11 protein-coding genes and 2 pseudogenes are annotated in these 14,481 nt (G+C 59.5%); 9 read left to right on the forward strand and 4 right to left on the reverse strand.

What is annotated here, in order from left to right; all coding sequences use genetic code 11:
- The first annotated feature begins 19 nt into the window (after positions 1-19).
- The 5 genes from JJD74_RS23955 to JJD74_RS23975 all read left to right on the forward strand — a co-directional run bounded on the left by JJD74_RS23955 (position 20) and on the right by JJD74_RS23975 (position 5,494).
- Positions 20-661 (forward strand): YfgM family protein, encoded by a 642-nt coding sequence (locus JJD74_RS23955; RefSeq protein ID WP_042560920.1) that lies wholly within the window; start codon positions 20-22, stop codon positions 659-661.
- Complete coding sequence (bamB, locus tag JJD74_RS23960; protein WP_042560919.1) at positions 654-1,805, forward strand: outer membrane protein assembly factor BamB; 1,152 nt, start codon at positions 654-656, stop codon at positions 1,803-1,805. Before JJD74_RS23955 ends, bamB begins: the two co-directional genes overlap by 8 nt.
- Positions 1,806-1,942: 137 nt before the next feature.
- Positions 1,943-3,412, forward strand: coding sequence for a ribosome biogenesis GTPase Der (gene der, locus JJD74_RS23965; RefSeq protein ID WP_042560918.1), 1,470 nt, complete (start codon positions 1,943-1,945; stop codon positions 3,410-3,412).
- A gap of 154 nt (positions 3,413-3,566) precedes the next feature.
- Positions 3,567-4,715: a pyridoxal phosphate-dependent aminotransferase gene (locus JJD74_RS23970; protein ID WP_042560917.1), complete on the forward strand. Its 1,149-nt coding sequence runs from the start codon at positions 3,567-3,569 to the stop codon at positions 4,713-4,715.
- Complete coding sequence (locus JJD74_RS23975) at positions 4,703-5,494, forward strand: amidohydrolase (RefSeq protein ID WP_042560916.1); 792 nt, start codon at positions 4,703-4,705, stop codon at positions 5,492-5,494. Before JJD74_RS23970 ends, JJD74_RS23975 begins: the two co-directional genes overlap by 13 nt.
- 178 nt (positions 5,495-5,672) lie before the next feature.
- Here JJD74_RS23975 and leuA read toward each other — a convergent pair whose 3' ends face one another.
- The 4 genes and pseudogenes from leuA to JJD74_RS30920 all read right to left on the reverse strand — a co-directional run.
- On the reverse strand, positions 5,673-7,352 hold the full coding sequence (leuA, locus tag JJD74_RS23980; protein ID WP_042560915.1) for a 2-isopropylmalate synthase: 1,680 nt from the start codon (positions 7,350-7,352) through the stop codon (positions 5,673-5,675).
- A 480-nt stretch (positions 7,353-7,832) separates the two neighbouring features.
- A complete protein-coding gene (locus tag JJD74_RS23985) occupies positions 7,833-8,654 on the reverse strand; it encodes a M23 family metallopeptidase (RefSeq protein WP_042560914.1) in 822 nt (273 codons plus the stop codon).
- Positions 8,655-8,657: 3 nt separating this feature from the next.
- Entirely contained in the window at positions 8,658-10,037 is a 1,380-nt protein-coding gene (gene xseA / locus JJD74_RS23990) for an exodeoxyribonuclease VII large subunit (protein WP_047302997.1), read from the reverse strand.
- A gap of 10 nt (positions 10,038-10,047) precedes the next feature.
- Positions 10,048-10,188, reverse strand: a pseudogene (locus tag JJD74_RS30920) (LysR family transcriptional regulator); the annotation flags it as partial.
- A 49-nt stretch (positions 10,189-10,237) separates the two neighbouring features.
- Here JJD74_RS30920 and JJD74_RS23995 point away from each other — a divergent pair.
- The 4 genes and pseudogenes from JJD74_RS23995 to guaA form a co-directional block, all read left to right on the forward strand.
- Positions 10,238-10,435 (forward strand): annotated as a pseudogene (locus JJD74_RS23995) (sulfite exporter TauE/SafE family protein); the annotation flags it as partial.
- 198 nt (positions 10,436-10,633) lie between these two features.
- Positions 10,634-11,182 (forward strand): sugar ABC transporter ATPase, encoded by a 549-nt coding sequence (locus tag JJD74_RS24000; RefSeq protein WP_047302993.1) that lies wholly within the window; start codon positions 10,634-10,636, stop codon positions 11,180-11,182.
- Between the two features lie 116 nt (positions 11,183-11,298).
- Positions 11,299-12,768, forward strand: a complete 1,470-nt coding sequence (gene guaB, locus JJD74_RS24005) for an IMP dehydrogenase (RefSeq protein ID WP_115147749.1) — start codon at positions 11,299-11,301, stop codon at positions 12,766-12,768.
- A gap of 99 nt (positions 12,769-12,867) precedes the next feature.
- Positions 12,868-14,445 carry a glutamine-hydrolyzing GMP synthase gene (gene guaA / locus JJD74_RS24010; protein WP_200616973.1) on the forward strand — a complete coding sequence of 526 codons (1,578 nt, stop codon included), beginning with the start codon at positions 12,868-12,870 and terminating at the stop codon, positions 14,443-14,445.
- Positions 14,446-14,481: the final 36 nt, after the last annotated feature.

The raw sequence follows: 14,481 nt of genomic DNA on the forward strand, positions 1-14,481 counted from the left end.
GCGATTAAGGAGTATTGGGGTGTCGAGTACCGAAGACGAACAGTTGGCGGATTTGAAGGACTGGTGGACACGCAACGGCAAACCTCTGGTCACCGGCGGCCTGTTGGCGCTGGTTATCGTGTTCGGCTGGCAGGCTTATCACAAATATCAGGACAACCAGTCGCAAGGCGCCTCGGTGCTCTATCAGCAACTGCTGGAAACCACGCTGACGCCTGACGGCAAGCCTGATGCTGCCCGCGTTGCGGATCTGGCTGGCAAGCTCAAGAGTGAATTCGGCGGCACTGCCTATGCGCAGTACGGCAGCCTGTTCGTGGCCAAGGTTGCAGTCGACAGCGGCAAGCTGGACGACGCCGCGACCGAACTCAAAACCATCGTCGACAAACCGGCCAATCCGGCGCTGGGCGAAATCGCCCGTCAGCGTCTGGCGCAGGTACTGGGCGCGCAGGACAAGGCGGATGACGCTCTGAAACTGCTCGACGGCGACGCCGACACGGCGTTCCTGGCCACTCGCGAAGAGCTCAAGGGCGACCTGCTGGTGAAGCTGGGCCGTACCGACGACGCGAACAAGGCGTATCAAAAAGCCAAGGCGGCACTGTCGGATGAAGCGGCGGTCGGTGGCCTTCAAATCAAGCTCGACGACCTGGCTAAAGGGGATGCGTGACGTGATCCGTTGGAAGCATGCAGCATTGCTGGCTCTGGCCATTTTGGCCGCGGGTTGCAGCAGCAACAGCAAAAAAGAATTGCCACCGGCCGAGCTGACCGACTTCAAAGAAGAAGTGGTTCTGCAAAAGCAGTGGAGTCGTTCGATCGGTGACGGTCAGGGCGAAACCTACAACATGCTGGTACCGGCGATCGACGGTGACACCATCTACGCGGCCGATGTGACCGGCGTGGTAATGGCCATGGATCGCAGCAACGGCGACGTGAAGTGGGATCAGGATCTTGAACTGCCTGTCTCCGGCGCCGTTGGCGTCGGTTACGGTCTGGTTCTGATTGGTACGCTGCGTGGCGAAGTCGTCGCTCTGGACACCATCAACGGTGAAGAGAAGTGGCGTGCTCGCGTCAACAGTGAAGTCCTCGCGCCGCCGGCCAACAACGGCGACGTGGTAGTGGTGCAGACTCAGGACGATCGTCTGATCGGTCTGGATGCTTCCACCGGTACTCAGCGCTGGGTGTATGACAGCACTCCAGCTGTGCTGACCCTGCGCGGCACCAGCGCACCGCTCGTGACCAACCGCCTCGCGGTGGCTGGCCTGTCGACCGGTAAAGTTGTCGCCCTGGATATTTCCAATGGCGTTCCGGTGTGGGAACAACGCATCGCGATTCCACAGGGTCGTTCGGAACTGGAGCGCGTGGTCGACATCGACGGCGGTCTGCTGCTGTCCGGCGGCACGTTGTACGTTGCCAGCTATCAGGGTCGCGTTGCGGCACTGGATCTGGAAAGCGGTCGCCAACTGTGGCAGCGCGATGCGTCGAGCTACGCCGGTATTGCTCAAGGTTTCGGCAGCGTTTACGTGAGCCTGTCTTCGGGCACCGTTGAAGGCGTCGACGAGCGTTCTACCACGGCTTTGTGGAGCAACGATTCGCTGGCTCGCCGCCAGCTGTCGGCTCCTGAAGTGTTCTCCAGCTATGTTGCAGTAGGTGACCTGGAAGGTTATCTGCATTTGCTGAGTCAGGTTGACGGTCGTTTCGTCGGCCGTGAGCGCATCGACAGCGACGGCCTGCGTGCCCGTCCGCTGGTGGTGGGGGACACGATTTATGTGTATGGCAACAGCGGCAAACTGGAAGCCCTGACCATCAAGTAACAACTATGCTTGGGGATAACACCCCAGGCAGCTTCACTTGTGGGAGTGACCTGTTCACCCCGCAGTGTTGCCCCGAGCACCAGCCGCTGCCTCGCAGCGGCTTTTGTATTTTCTGAAATAACGAAGTGGAGAGCCGCATGGTTCCCGTAATCGCCCTGGTGGGCCGACCGAACGTCGGCAAGTCCACCTTGTTCAACCGCCTGACCAGGACTCGCGACGCCATCGTCGGCGACTTGTCCGGTCTGACCCGTGATCGCCAGTACGGTGAGGCCAAGTGGCAAGGGCGTTCCTACATTCTGGTCGACACCGGTGGTATCTCCGGTGACGAGCACGGTATGGACGAAAAAATGGCCGAGCAGTCGCTGCTGGCCATTGAAGAAGCGGATGTTGTGCTGTTCCTGGTAGATGCCAAGGCCGGTTTCACCGCCGCCGACCAGATGATCGCCGAACACCTGCGCAAACGTAACAAGTGTTCCTACGTGGTTGCCAACAAGGTCGACAACATCGACCCGGAAATGGCCCGCGCTGAATTTGCTCCGTTGGGCATGGGCCACGCGATTCCTATCGCCGGTGCTCACGGCCGTGGCATCACTCAGATGCTGGAAATCGCTCTGGGTGAATTCCCGAGAGACGAAGAAGAGCCGGAAGACGGCGAAGAAGAAGTCGTTGCCGAAGGCGAGGAAGCCAAGCGCATTCCTGGCCCGAGCGAAAAAGACGGCATCAAGATCGCCATCATCGGTCGTCCGAACGTTGGCAAGTCGACTCTGGTTAACCGCATGCTCGGTGAAGACCGGGTAATTGTTTATGACCAGCCCGGCACCACCCGCGACAGTATCTACATCCCGTTCGAACGGAATGAAGAGAAGTACACGCTGATCGACACCGCTGGTGTGCGCAAGCGCGGCAAGATTCACGAAGAAGTCGAAAAATTCTCCGTGGTCAAAACCCTGCAGGCGATCAAAGACGCCAACGTGGTGATCTTCGTGATGGACGCCCGCGAAGGTGTGGTCGATCACGACCTCAACCTGCTGGGCTTCGCCATCGAGTCGGGTCGTGCGCTGGTGATCGCGATCAACAAGTGGGACGGCATGACGCCGAGCGAGCGCGACTTCGTGAAAGTCGAACTTCAGCGTCGCCTGTTCTTCGTTGACTATGCCGACATCCACTTCATCTCGGCACTGCACGGCACTGGCGTGGGCAACCTTTACGCTTCCGTACAGAACTCGTTCAAGTCGGCGGTCACCCGCTGGCCGACCAACCGTCTGACCCAGATTCTGGAAGACGCGGTTGGCGAACACGCGCCACCGATGGTCAACAACCGCCGGATCAAGCTGCGTTACGCCCACTTGGGTGGTGCGAACCCGCCGATCATCGTGATCCACGGTAACCAGATCGAGAAAGTGCCGAAGTCGTACGTGCGCTATCTGGAAAACACTTACCGCCGTGTGCTGAAGCTGGTCGGTACGCCGATCCGCATCGAGTTCAAGGGCGGCGAGAACCCGTACGAAGGCAACAAAAACACCCTGACCGACCGCCAGGTCAACAGGAAGCGTCGGATGATGTCGCACAGCAAGAAAGCCGACAAGAAACGCCGCGACAAGAAATAAAACAGCAGCTTCAAGTTTCGAGCTGCAAGCTTCAAGTAAAAGCAGTAGAAGCAAAGAGGGCTCCGTATGGAGCCCTTTTTTGTGGGCGAGGGTTTTTGCTTGCAGCTTGCAGCTTGACGCTTGAAACTTGCGTTTCACCTGCAAGGGGCTACCGATGATCACCAGTAAGCTGCCGAATGTCGGCATCACGATTTTCACGCAGATGTCTCAGCTCGCGGCGCAGACCGGCGCCATCAACCTGTCCCAGGGTTTTCCTGATTTCGACGGTCCGCAGTCTCTGCGCGATGCGGTAGGTCGGCACATTGCCAGTGGCCATAACCAGTATTCGCCGATGACCGGCCTGCCAGCACTGCGCGAGCAGATCGCGGCGAAGATCGCCCGCAGCTATGGCGTGAAGGTGGATGCCGAACATGAAGTGACCGTGACGCCCGGCGCGACACAGGCGATCTTCTGTGCAATTCAGGCAGTTATCCACAGCGGCGACGAAGTCATCGTGTTTGACCCGTGCTACGACAGTTACGACCCCGCGACGCAATTGGCTGGCGGTCGCTGCGTGCATGTGCAACTGAGCCCCGACGATTTCTCCATCGATTTCGACAAGCTTGCCGCCGCCCTGAGCCCGCGCACGCGAATGATTGTCCTCAACACACCACACAACCCGAGTGGTGCGCTGATCAGCCGCGCCGAACTGGATCAATTGGCGGCGTTGATTCGCGATCGCGACATCTATCTGATCAGCGATGAAGTCTACGAACACCTGGTGTTTGATGGCGTGCCGCATGTCAGCGTGCTGGCTCATGAAGAGCTGTATCAGCGCGCCTTCGTGGTCAGTTCGTTCGGCAAGACGTACCACGTTACTGGCTGGAAAACCGGTTATGTCGTCGCGCCGCCGGCCCTGACGGCTGAACTGCGTAAAGTGCATCAGTACGTCAGTTTCTGCGGCGTCACGCCGCTGCAATACGCCTTGGCCGATTACATGGCCGAGCACCCGGAGCATGTCGAAGAGCTGCCGGCGTTCTATCAGGCCAAGCGCGATCTGTTCTGTGATCTGCTGGCACCGTCGCGATTCACCTTTAACCGGGTTGCCGGCACCTATTTCCAGCTGGTCGATTACTCGCAGATTCGACCTGACCTGAACGACGTCGAGATGGCCCTGTGGATGACCCGCGAGCACGGCGTGGCGAGTATTCCGATCTCGGTGTTCTACCAGAGCCCACCTGAAGGCCAGCGCCTCGTGCGCCTGTGCTTTGCCAAACGCGAGGAGACGCTGCGCGAAGCGGCGGCAAAACTATGCGTGATCTGAGTGCATTACCTGACCTTAATCTGGCGCTGATCCAGACCAGTCTGGCGTGGCACGACCGCCAGGCCAACTTCGAACATTTCGAGGTGTTGCTGGAACAGGCGCGTGGGGCGGACCTGATTATCCTGCCGGAGATGTTCACCACTGGCTTCTCGATGGAGTCGGAAACCCTCGCCGAAGCCGAGAATGGTCCGACCAGCAAATGGCTGCGGCTTCAGGCCGCCAGGCTCGATGCGGTCATCACCGGCAGCGTGATCATCCAGGCGGCCGACGGCAGTCATCGCAATCGCCTGCTGTGGGCGCGGCCGGACGGTGAAGTGCTGCATTACGACAAGCGTCACCTGTTCCGCATGGCCGGCGAACACAACCACTACACGCCCGGTGAGCGGCAGGTGCAGTTCGAACTCAAGGGTTGGCGAATTCGTCCGCTGATTTGCTACGACTTGCGTTTCCCGGTGTGGAGCCGTGATGCGCAGGACACCGATCTGCTCCTGTACACCGCCAACTGGCCGGGTGCGCGGCGTCTGCACTGGAATCGGTTGTTACCGGCGCGCGCCATCGAAAACCTCTGTTACGTGGCAGCGGTGAATCGCGTTGGCACCGACGGCAAAGGTTTTGCCTACACCGGCGACAGCCAGGTGCTGGATTTTCAGGGCGAGTCTTTGCTGGCGGCGGGGGAGGCGGACGGGGTGTTCAAGGCTGTGCTGGAAGCGGCGCCACTGGCGGCTTATCGCGAAAGATTCCCGGCTAATCTGGATGCCGACACCTTCGAATTCACCTGAAATTCAAGCGGTGACGGGGAGGGCCCTTTCGCGAGCAGGCTCGTTCCCACATTGGAATGCGATCCTCCTGTGGGAGCGAGCCTGCTCGCGAAGGGGGCTTTGAAATCTGCACAAAAATGTCAGGCAAAAAAAGGCCCCGGAGCTTTCACTTCGGGGCCTTTTGCATTTCAGCGGTGGATTAAGCCGCTTTCGCTTCCGGCTGGCTCAACGAGCGATTTAGCGCGCTGAACAGTGCCTTGAAGCTGGCAGTGGTGATGTTTTCATCGATACCCACGCCATGCACCGCTCGTTCGCCGTTCACGCGCAGCTCAATGTAAGCCGCCGCTTTGGCGTTGGTGCCCGCGCCAATCGCGTGTTCGTTGTAGTCCATGATCTCCACCGGAATCGGCAAGCCAGCCACCAGTGCTTCCAGCGCACCGTTGCCCTTGCCGCGCCAATGCAGGTTGGTTTCGCCCTGACCCTTGCTCGCCACTTCAACTTCGACGGCGCTGTTGCCGTTTTCTTCCTGCAGGCGATGGCTGACCAGCGCATAAGGGGTGTTGGCTTGCAGGTACTCGCTGATCAACAACGAGTGGATCTGCTTGGCTGTCATCTCAAGGCCCAGGCGATCGGTTTCACGCTGTACCACCTGGCTGAATTCGATCTGCATGCGACGCGGCAGGCTGATGCCGTATTCCTGCTCCAGCAAGTAGGCAATGCCACCCTTGCCCGACTGGCTGTTGACGCGAATCACCGCCTCGTAGCTGCGGCCAATATCGGCCGGGTCGATCGGCAAGTACGGCACTTCCCACAGGGCATCTGGTTTCTGCTGGGAGAAGCCTTTGCGGATCGCGTCCTGGTGGGAACCGGAGAATGCGGTGTGGACCAGATCGCCCACGTACGGGTGACGTGGGTGAACCTGAATCTGGTTGCACTCTTCAACGACTTTGCGCACGCCGTCGATGTCGGAGAAGTCCAGCTGAGGATCGAGGCCCTGGGTGTACATGTTCAGTGCGACGGTAACGAGATCGACGTTGCCGGTACGCTCGCCGTTGCCGAACAGGCAGCCTTCGACGCGATCGGCGCCGGCCATCAGGCCCAGCTCGGTGGCGGCCACGCCGGTGCCACGGTCGTTGTGGGTGTGCAGGCTGATGATCACGCTGTCACGACGGTTGATGTTGCGACCGAACCATTCGATCTGGTCGGCATAGATGTTCGGCGTCGCGCATTCAACAGTGGCCGGCAAGTTGAGGATCATCTTGTGCTCAGGCGACGGGTTCCAGACCTCGATCACTGCATCACAGACTTCTTTGGCAAATTCCAGTTCGGTGGCGCTGAAGGTTTCCGGCGAGTATTCGAAAGTCCACTCGGTGTCCGGCTGCATGGCGGCGTATTTGACGAACAGCTTGGCCGCGTTTACCGCAATGGCCTTGATACCTTCCTTGTCTTGGTTGAAGACGATGCGACGGAAAGAAGGCGAGGTGGCGTTGTACAGGTGAACGATGGCTTTCTTCGCGCCGCGCAAGGATTCGAACGTGCGCTCGATCAGGTCTTCACGACCCTGGGTCAGCACCTGAATGGTGGTGTCGTCCGGGATGTGGCCTTCTTCAATCAGGGTACGCACGAAGTCGAAGTCGGTTTGCGAAGCCGCCGGGAACGAGGCTTCGATTTCCTTCACGCCCACTTGCACGAGGGTTTTCCAGAAACGCAGCTTTTTCACCGCGTCCATCGGCTCGATCAGCGACTGGTTGCCGTCACGCAGGTCGGAGCTGCACCAAATCGGCGCGGTATCGATGGTTTTCGACGGCCAGGTGCGATCAGGCAAGTTGATGACGGGGAACGCGCGGTATTTCGAGGACGGATCTTTGAGCATGCTCATCGGGAAATTCCTTATTGTCTGGGCCGAAAAGAGGCGGCCTGCCGGTACAACGAATGTGTTGGGAAAAGCGTAGGACGAGGCGCCGCGATTCAGCCTGGCAGTCGTGCGCTGACGAGGCACAGGCTGCGGTGCTGGCGAAGCTGAATAAGGGTGTGAGAGGTTTTCATGCTTTCAACCCTAACCGCGAGGACAGAGGTTGGCAAGCGGTCGAAAAAAATTGAGAGGAATACTCGAAAAGACGGGTTTTGCGCGATTTTATTGTTTGTAAGTTGCCGGATCGTTTTGATGTTTGCGCGAGGTTTGGTTGGGGCGCAATTGAGGGTGATGTGTTATTCCAGAATATTTCGGTGACAGTGAGTCCGTCATCGCGGGCAAGCCACTCTCCCACCGAGATTAGTGGTGTACACAACATTCATGTTCACCTCGAACCCTGTGGGAGCGGGCTTGCCCGCGATGAGGCCGGTAGCCTCATCACATAACTCAGGGCTGAAACGCACCAATGAAAATCGCCGGATCCACCCGCGCATCATTCAGGCTGATGTTCCAGTGCATATGCGGCCCGGTCGCCCGGCCAGTCGAGCCGACCTTGCCAACCACTGCCCCACGAGCCAGCTGATCGCCAACCTTCACGTCGATTTTCGACATATGGCAGAACATGCTGATAAAGCCCTGGCCATGATCGACAAACACCGTATTGCCGTTGAAAAAGTAATTGCCGGTCAGGATCACCTTGCCCCCCGCCGGGGTCTTGATCGGCGTGCCGGCCGGTACGGCGAAATCGAGGCCGGCGTGAGGATTGCGTTCTTCACCGTTGAAGAACCGGCGCACGCCGAACTTGCTCGACAACGGCCCGTTGACCGGTTTGTCCAGCAGCAGATTGCTTGGGATGTTCGGGCTGAAGCTGCGATAAGCCTTGATCTGCTCGGCCAACTCGCCCTCGATGCGCTTGAGGTTGGCCGGGTTCGGATTGACCTGCTGGGTGTTCTTCAGGGTGATGCGCTGTTCCGGGTATTTTTTGCTGCCAACGGTGAACGGCAAGGTTCGACCGCCGCTGCTGATCTGTTGTGCGCCAGGCTTGACCGTCAACGGCACACCGACAATCGCCAGCCAGTTGTTCTGTTCTTTCACCACGAGCACTGGTTTGCCCTGGTACGTGGCTTTCGGCGCCTGAGCGGCAGCGCCAAGATCAACCACGGCCACGCCGCCGGGCACCGGTTTGTTGAGCAGCCGGGTGATGTAACTGTCGGCGTGGGCATTGAAGGTCAGGCAGAGCAAAAACAATGGAGCCAGAAAACGCGGCATGGATCAGTCCAGTAAAGAAAGGGTGACGGGCGTCAGGTGATTGTCTTCGACGCGCACTTGCAGTTCGCCTTCGCCGAGTTTGGCTTTCAGGCGCTGGCCGGTGTGTGTCTGCGCGGCGTTGCGAATCGCGTTGCCGCGCTCGTCGAGCAAAATGCTGTAACCGCGGCCAAGGGTTGCCAGCGGGCTGACCACATGCAGCGTCTGCATCTGACTTTGCAATTGCAGTCGACGGTTTTTCAGACCTTCGCGCATGGCCCGGGGCAGACGTTCGGCAAGGCTGTCGAGGCGCTGGCGCAACATCGCCAGTTGCCGTCCCGGGTGTTGTCCGGCGAGGCGGGTTTCCAGACGGATCAGACGTTCGCGGCGGGTATTGAGCTGGCGCTCGAAAGCCCGGCGCATGCGCATATCCAGATCATCCAGGCGCTGAGCCTGCTGGCGCAGACGTTCGCCGGGATGACGCAAACGACGAGCCATGCCTTCCAGGCGCAAGCGATCGCGCATCAAGCGGTCACGCATACGCATCACCAAACGACGATGCAGGCTTTCGACCTGACGGATCAGATGACTGGAGTCGGGGGCGAGCAACTCGGCGGCAGCGGAAGGTGTTGGCGCACGCACGTCGGCGACAAAGTCGCTGATCGACACATCGGTTTCATGGCCGACGGCGCTGACGATTGGCGTCACGCAGGCATCGACCGCACGGGCCACGGCTTCCTCGTTGAAGCACCAGAGGTCTTCCAGTGATCCACCGCCACGGGCGAGGATCAATGCGTCAAAGCCGCGCGCGTCCGCCAGTTTCAAGGCGCGGACGATTTGCGCGGTGGCTTCGCGGCCCTGCACGGCGGTCGGGATCAACGTCAGCTGCACTTGTGGCGCCCGGCGGCGGAACACGCTGATGATGTCGCGGATCACCGCACCGGTCGGCGAGCTGATGATGCCGATGCGCTGTGGATGGGCCGGCAGCGGCACTTTGCGTTCGGCGCTGAACAGACCTTCGGCGCTGAGCTTTTCCTTCAGCGCGTCGAAGGCCAGGCGTAACGCACCGTCACCGGCCGGTTCCACGGTGTCGAGTATCAATTGATAGTCGCCACGGCCCTCGAACAGCGAGACCTTGCCGCGCACCTTCACCGCCAAACCGTCCTTCAACGCCTGACGCACCCGAGCGGCGTTCTGCCGAAACAGTGCGCAGCGCACCTGAGCACCGCTGTCCTTGAGGGTGAAATAGATGTGGCCGGACGCCGGACGGGCGAGGTTGGAGATTTCGCCCTCGACCCAGATGTTACTGAACACGTCTTCAAGCAACACCCGCGCGCGGCCGTTGAGCTGGCTGACGGTCAGGACTTCACGGTCCAGGCCAAGTCTTGCAAAGGGATCTTTAATCATGGGGCGCAGTTTAAAGGCATTCGCCGGTGAATGTCTGGAGGAAGTGTTGGATCAAAGGTGTGGGATTTTGCCTATAGGCGAGGGCGACGGTGCTGTTGCAATCGGCATCCGAGGGAAGGAATCTTACGCCGATGGGGGCGCTGTCCTGAATCAACAGCAAAAATCGAATGGTTGCGGCTGCTGCCGTGCATGGTGGTGGGCTGTTTACCATCGCAGGTGTGTATGCCGAGCTACCCTTATTGATGCTGGCGCTGTGTCTGTTGCCGGCCATGGCATTGGGATTGTGGACTGGTCGGCGGCTGATGATGCGTTTGTCCCGCGAGGTATTTGTGCGACTGGTGATGTGGCTGGTGCTGGCAAGCGGGATAGCGTTGATCGTGCGCTACTTCAGCACTTGACCGGATTTCGTCAGGGATTAAGCTGCCGGCCGCACTGACGCCATCGCGGGCAAGTCGAATCGGCGCACCGATGCTCCCACAGTGATTTGAGTCGATCACAATATTTGTATTCGCCTCAGACCCAGGGGGAGTGGGCTTGCCCGCGATGGCGGTGGAGTGAGCACCGCAGAACTTCCATTTGACGTCGCAGGCTGCATCATGAATTCGCAAAGCATCATCGTCCCGAAAATCTCCACCCTGCCGGTGCACGAGCCCCGGGCGCGGGCGATCGTGCGCTGGCTGGTGCGCAAGAACATCGTCAAGGAAGAGCTAAGCACCTGCGGGCGCACCGGCAACCGCATGGCCTACGCGATCGCTGATGGCGCCCGCGCGGTGGTGCTGCATCCCGAGGCGCTGCCATTCGGCGAGCCGATCAATGGCCTGGAGATCGTCACCAAGCGCTGCATCTTCACCCCGGCCAAAGGTTTTCTCGAAGAAGCAGGTTGCGCCGAATGTCGCCGGGAAATCGGCGAAGCGCTGTTCGATAGCCTCGAGGAATGGATGCCGGCACGCACCGACAACTTCACCTGCCCCGAATGCGGCCACGAAGACGATATCAATGGCTTTCTCTTTTTGCAGGAATGCGCGTTCTCCAACCTAGGGTTCATCTTCAACAACTGGCTGGAAGCGGGGTTCAAACAGAGCTTTATCGACGAATTTGCCGATTGGCTCGATCAACCTGTCTCTTGGGTCAAGGTGGAGCTGTAGCAGCCGTCGTTCCCGTATATCAGCAACATTTATATAAGGCTGAGTTTTACATTGAACAGCAGGGGGTGTCTGACTATAATGGCGCGCTTCCATTTTCCCGCTCGGGAGCCCCCGCGATGCTGCGTATCAGCCAAGAAGCTCTGACCTTCGACGACATTCTTTTAGTACCTGGTTATTCCGAGGTGCTTCCTAACGAAGTCAGTCTCAAGACCCGTCTTACCCGTGGCATCGAACTGAACATTCCTCTGGTTTCTGCCGCCATGGACACCGTTACTGAAGCCCGTCTGGCAATTGCCATGGCTCAGGAAGGTGGCATCGGCATTATCCACAAGAACATGACCATCGAGCAGCAAGCTGCCGAAGTGCGCAAGGTCAAGAAGTTCGAAGCCGGTGTGGTCAAGGATCCGATTACCATCGAGGCTGATGCCACGGTGCGTGACCTGTTCGAACTGACCCGCATGCACAATATCTCCGGCGTTCCGGTGCTGCACGATGGCGACCTGGTCGGCATCGTCACCTCCCGCGACGTGCGTTTCGAAAGCCGTCTGGAAGCCACCGTCCGTGAAGTGATGACGCCTAAAGAGCGTCTGGTCACGATCAAGGAAGGCGCCAGCAAGGACGAAGCACGCGAACTGCTGCACAAGCACCGCATCGAGCGCGTGTTGATCGTCGACGACAAATTTGCCCTCAAAGGCATGATGACCGTCAACGACATCGAAAAAGCCAAAGCCTACCCGCTGGCCAGCAAGGACGATCAAGGTCGTCTGCGCGTGGGTGCTGCGGTCGGTACCGGTAAAGACACCGGTGACCGCGTCGCTGCTCTGGTCAATGCCGGTGTGGACGTGGTGGTGGTCGACACCGCTCACGGTCACTCCAAAGGTGTGATCGACCGTGTTCGCTGGGTCAAACAGAATTTCCCTGACGTGCAGGTGATCGGCGGCAACATCGCCACCGGCGCTGCCGCCAAGGCCCTGGCCGAAGCTGGCGCCGATGCGGTCAAGGTCGGTATCGGCCCTGGCTCGATCTGCACCACCCGCATCGTCGCCGGTGTCGGCGTTCCGCAAATCAGTGCCATCGCCAACGTCGCCGCTGCCCTTGAAGGCACAGGCGTGCCGTTGATCGCCGACGGCGGCATCCGTTTCTCCGGTGACCTGTCCAAGGCCATCGTTGCCGGTGCTTCCTGCGTGATGATGGGCTCGATGTTCGCCGGTACTGAAGAAGCGCCGGGCGAGATCGAACTGTTCCAGGGCCGTTCGTACAAGGCTTATCGCGGCATGGGTTCGCTGGGCGCCATGTCCCAGGCTCAAGGTTCCTCCGACCGTTACTTCCAGGACTCCTCGGCAGGCGCCGAGAAACTCGTTCCGGAAGGCATCGAAGGCCGTGTGCCGTACAAAGGCACCCTGAGCGCGATCATTCACCAGTTGATGGGAGGTCTGCGTTCCTCGATGGGTTACACCGGCAGCGCCGACATCGAAGAAATGCGCACCAAGCCCGAGTTCGTGCGGATCACCGGCGCCGGCATGGCCGAATCCCACGTTCACGACGTGCAGATCACCAAAGAAGCGCCAAACTACCGCGTAGGTTGAGCCTTCAAGCAAATCGTTAAGCAACCGGGGCTGTGTTATTCAGCCCCGAGTTGTTTCTGAATCACGACTGTTTCTGAATTACTTAGACGAGACTGAATCATGGCCCTCGACATTCACGCTCACCGCATCCTGATCCTCGACTTCGGTTCGCAATACACGCAACTGATCGCCCGCCGCGTGCGCGAGATCGGTGTTTACTGCGAACTGCACCCGTTCGACATGGACGAAGATGCGATCCGCGAATTCGCACCTAAAGGCGTCATCCTCGCCGGCGGCCCCGAGTCCGTGCACGAAGCCAACAGCCCGCGCTGCCCGCAAGCCGTGTTTGACCTCGGCGTGCCGGTATTCGGTATCTGCTACGGCATGCAGACCATGGCCGAGCAACTGGGCGGCAAGGTTGAAGGTTCCGAGCTGCGTGAGTTCGGTTACGCCCGCGTTGACGTCGTCGGCAAGAGCCGTCTGCTCGACGGCATCGAAGACCACATCGACGCCGACGGCCTGTTCGGCCTCGACGTGTGGATGAGCCACGGTGACAAGGTCACCAAGATGCCGGAAGACTTCCACATTCTGGCCAGCACCCCAAGCTGCCCGATTGCTGGCATGTTCAACGACGATCGCGGCTACTACGGCGTGCAGTTCCACCCGGAAGTGACCCACACCAAACAGGGCGGCCGTATCCTGTCGCGCTTCATCCTCGACATCTGCGGCTGCGAAGCACTGTGGACGCCGTCGAAGATTGCCGAAGACGCCATTGCCAACATCCGCGCACAGGTCGGTACCGACAACGTGTTGCTGGGTCTGTCCGGCGGCGTTGACTCCTCGGTGGTTGCCGCGCTGCTGCACAAAGCCATCGGCGACCAGCTGACTTGCGTCTTCGTCGACAACGGTCTGCTGCGTCTGCACGAAGGCGAGCAAGTGATGGCCATGTTCGCCGAGAACATGGGCGTCAAGGTGATCCGCGCCAACGCTGAAGAGCAGTTCCTGAACAATCTGGCCGGCGAAGCCGACCCAGAGAAGAAGCGCAAGATCATCGGTCGTACCTTCATCGACGTCTTTGATGCCCAGTCGAACAAACTGGAAAACATCAAGTACCTGGCTCAGGGCACCATCTACCCGGACGTGATCGAGTCGGCTGGCGCCAAAAGCGGCAAGGCTCACGTGATCAAGTCGCACCACAACGTGGGCGGCCTGCCGGAAGAGATGAACCTGAAACTGGTCGAGCCACTGCGCGAACTGTTCAAGGACGAAGTCCGTCGTCTGGGTCTGGAACTGGGCCTGCCGTACGACATGGTCTACCGTCACCCGTTCCCGGGCCCGGGCCTGGGCGTGCGCATCCTCGGTGAAGTGAAAAAGGAATACGCCGACCTGCTGCGTCGTGCCGACCACATCTTCATCGAAGAACTGCGCAAAGCCGACTGGTACCACAAGGTCAGCCAGGCGTTCGTGGTGTTCCAACCGGTGAAATCGGTTGGCGTTGTAGGCGATGGCCGTCGTTACGCCTGGGTCGTTGCCCTGCGTGCCGTAGAAACCATCGACTTCATGACCGCACGTTGGGCTCACCTGCCTTACGAACTGCTGGAAACTGTCAGCGGCCGCATCATCAATGAAATCGAAGGCATTTCGCGCGTCACTTACGACGTGTCGAGCAAGCCGCCGGCGACGATTGAGTGGGAATGATCCCCCTGCACTTGAATGCCTGCATCAAGTGACTGA

The organism is Pseudomonas sp. MF6776 (genome assembly GCF_016613125.1).
In the GTDB taxonomy this organism is placed as follows: Bacteria; Pseudomonadota; Gammaproteobacteria; order Pseudomonadales; family Pseudomonadaceae; genus Aquipseudomonas; species Aquipseudomonas iridis.

What these genes read in the sequence shown, in the direction of transcription:
- bamB (WP_042560919.1), top strand. Translation starts at nt 654, where the DNA reads ATGCGTGACGTGATCCGTTGGAAGCATGCAGCATTGCTGGCTCTGGCC.
- der (WP_042560918.1), top strand. Translation starts at nt 1,943, where the DNA reads ATGGTTCCCGTAATCGCCCTGGTGGGCCGACCGAACGTCGGCAAGTCC.
- JJD74_RS23970 (WP_042560917.1), top strand. Translation starts at nt 3,567, where the DNA reads ATGATCACCAGTAAGCTGCCGAATGTCGGCATCACGATTTTCACGCAG.
- JJD74_RS23975 (WP_042560916.1), top strand. Translation starts at nt 4,703, where the DNA reads ATGCGTGATCTGAGTGCATTACCTGACCTTAATCTGGCGCTGATCCAG.
- leuA (WP_042560915.1), bottom strand. Translation starts at nt 7,352, where the DNA reads ATGAGCATGCTCAAAGATCCGTCCTCGAAATACCGCGCGTTCCCCGTC.
- JJD74_RS23985 (WP_042560914.1), bottom strand. Translation starts at nt 8,654, where the DNA reads ATGCCGCGTTTTCTGGCTCCATTGTTTTTGCTCTGCCTGACCTTCAAT.
- xseA (WP_047302997.1), bottom strand. Translation starts at nt 10,037, where the DNA reads ATGATTAAAGATCCCTTTGCAAGACTTGGCCTGGACCGTGAAGTCCTG.
- JJD74_RS24000 (WP_047302993.1), top strand. Translation starts at nt 10,634, where the DNA reads ATGAATTCGCAAAGCATCATCGTCCCGAAAATCTCCACCCTGCCGGTG.
- guaB (WP_115147749.1), top strand. Translation starts at nt 11,299, where the DNA reads ATGCTGCGTATCAGCCAAGAAGCTCTGACCTTCGACGACATTCTTTTA.
- guaA (WP_200616973.1), top strand. Translation starts at nt 12,868, where the DNA reads ATGGCCCTCGACATTCACGCTCACCGCATCCTGATCCTCGACTTCGGT.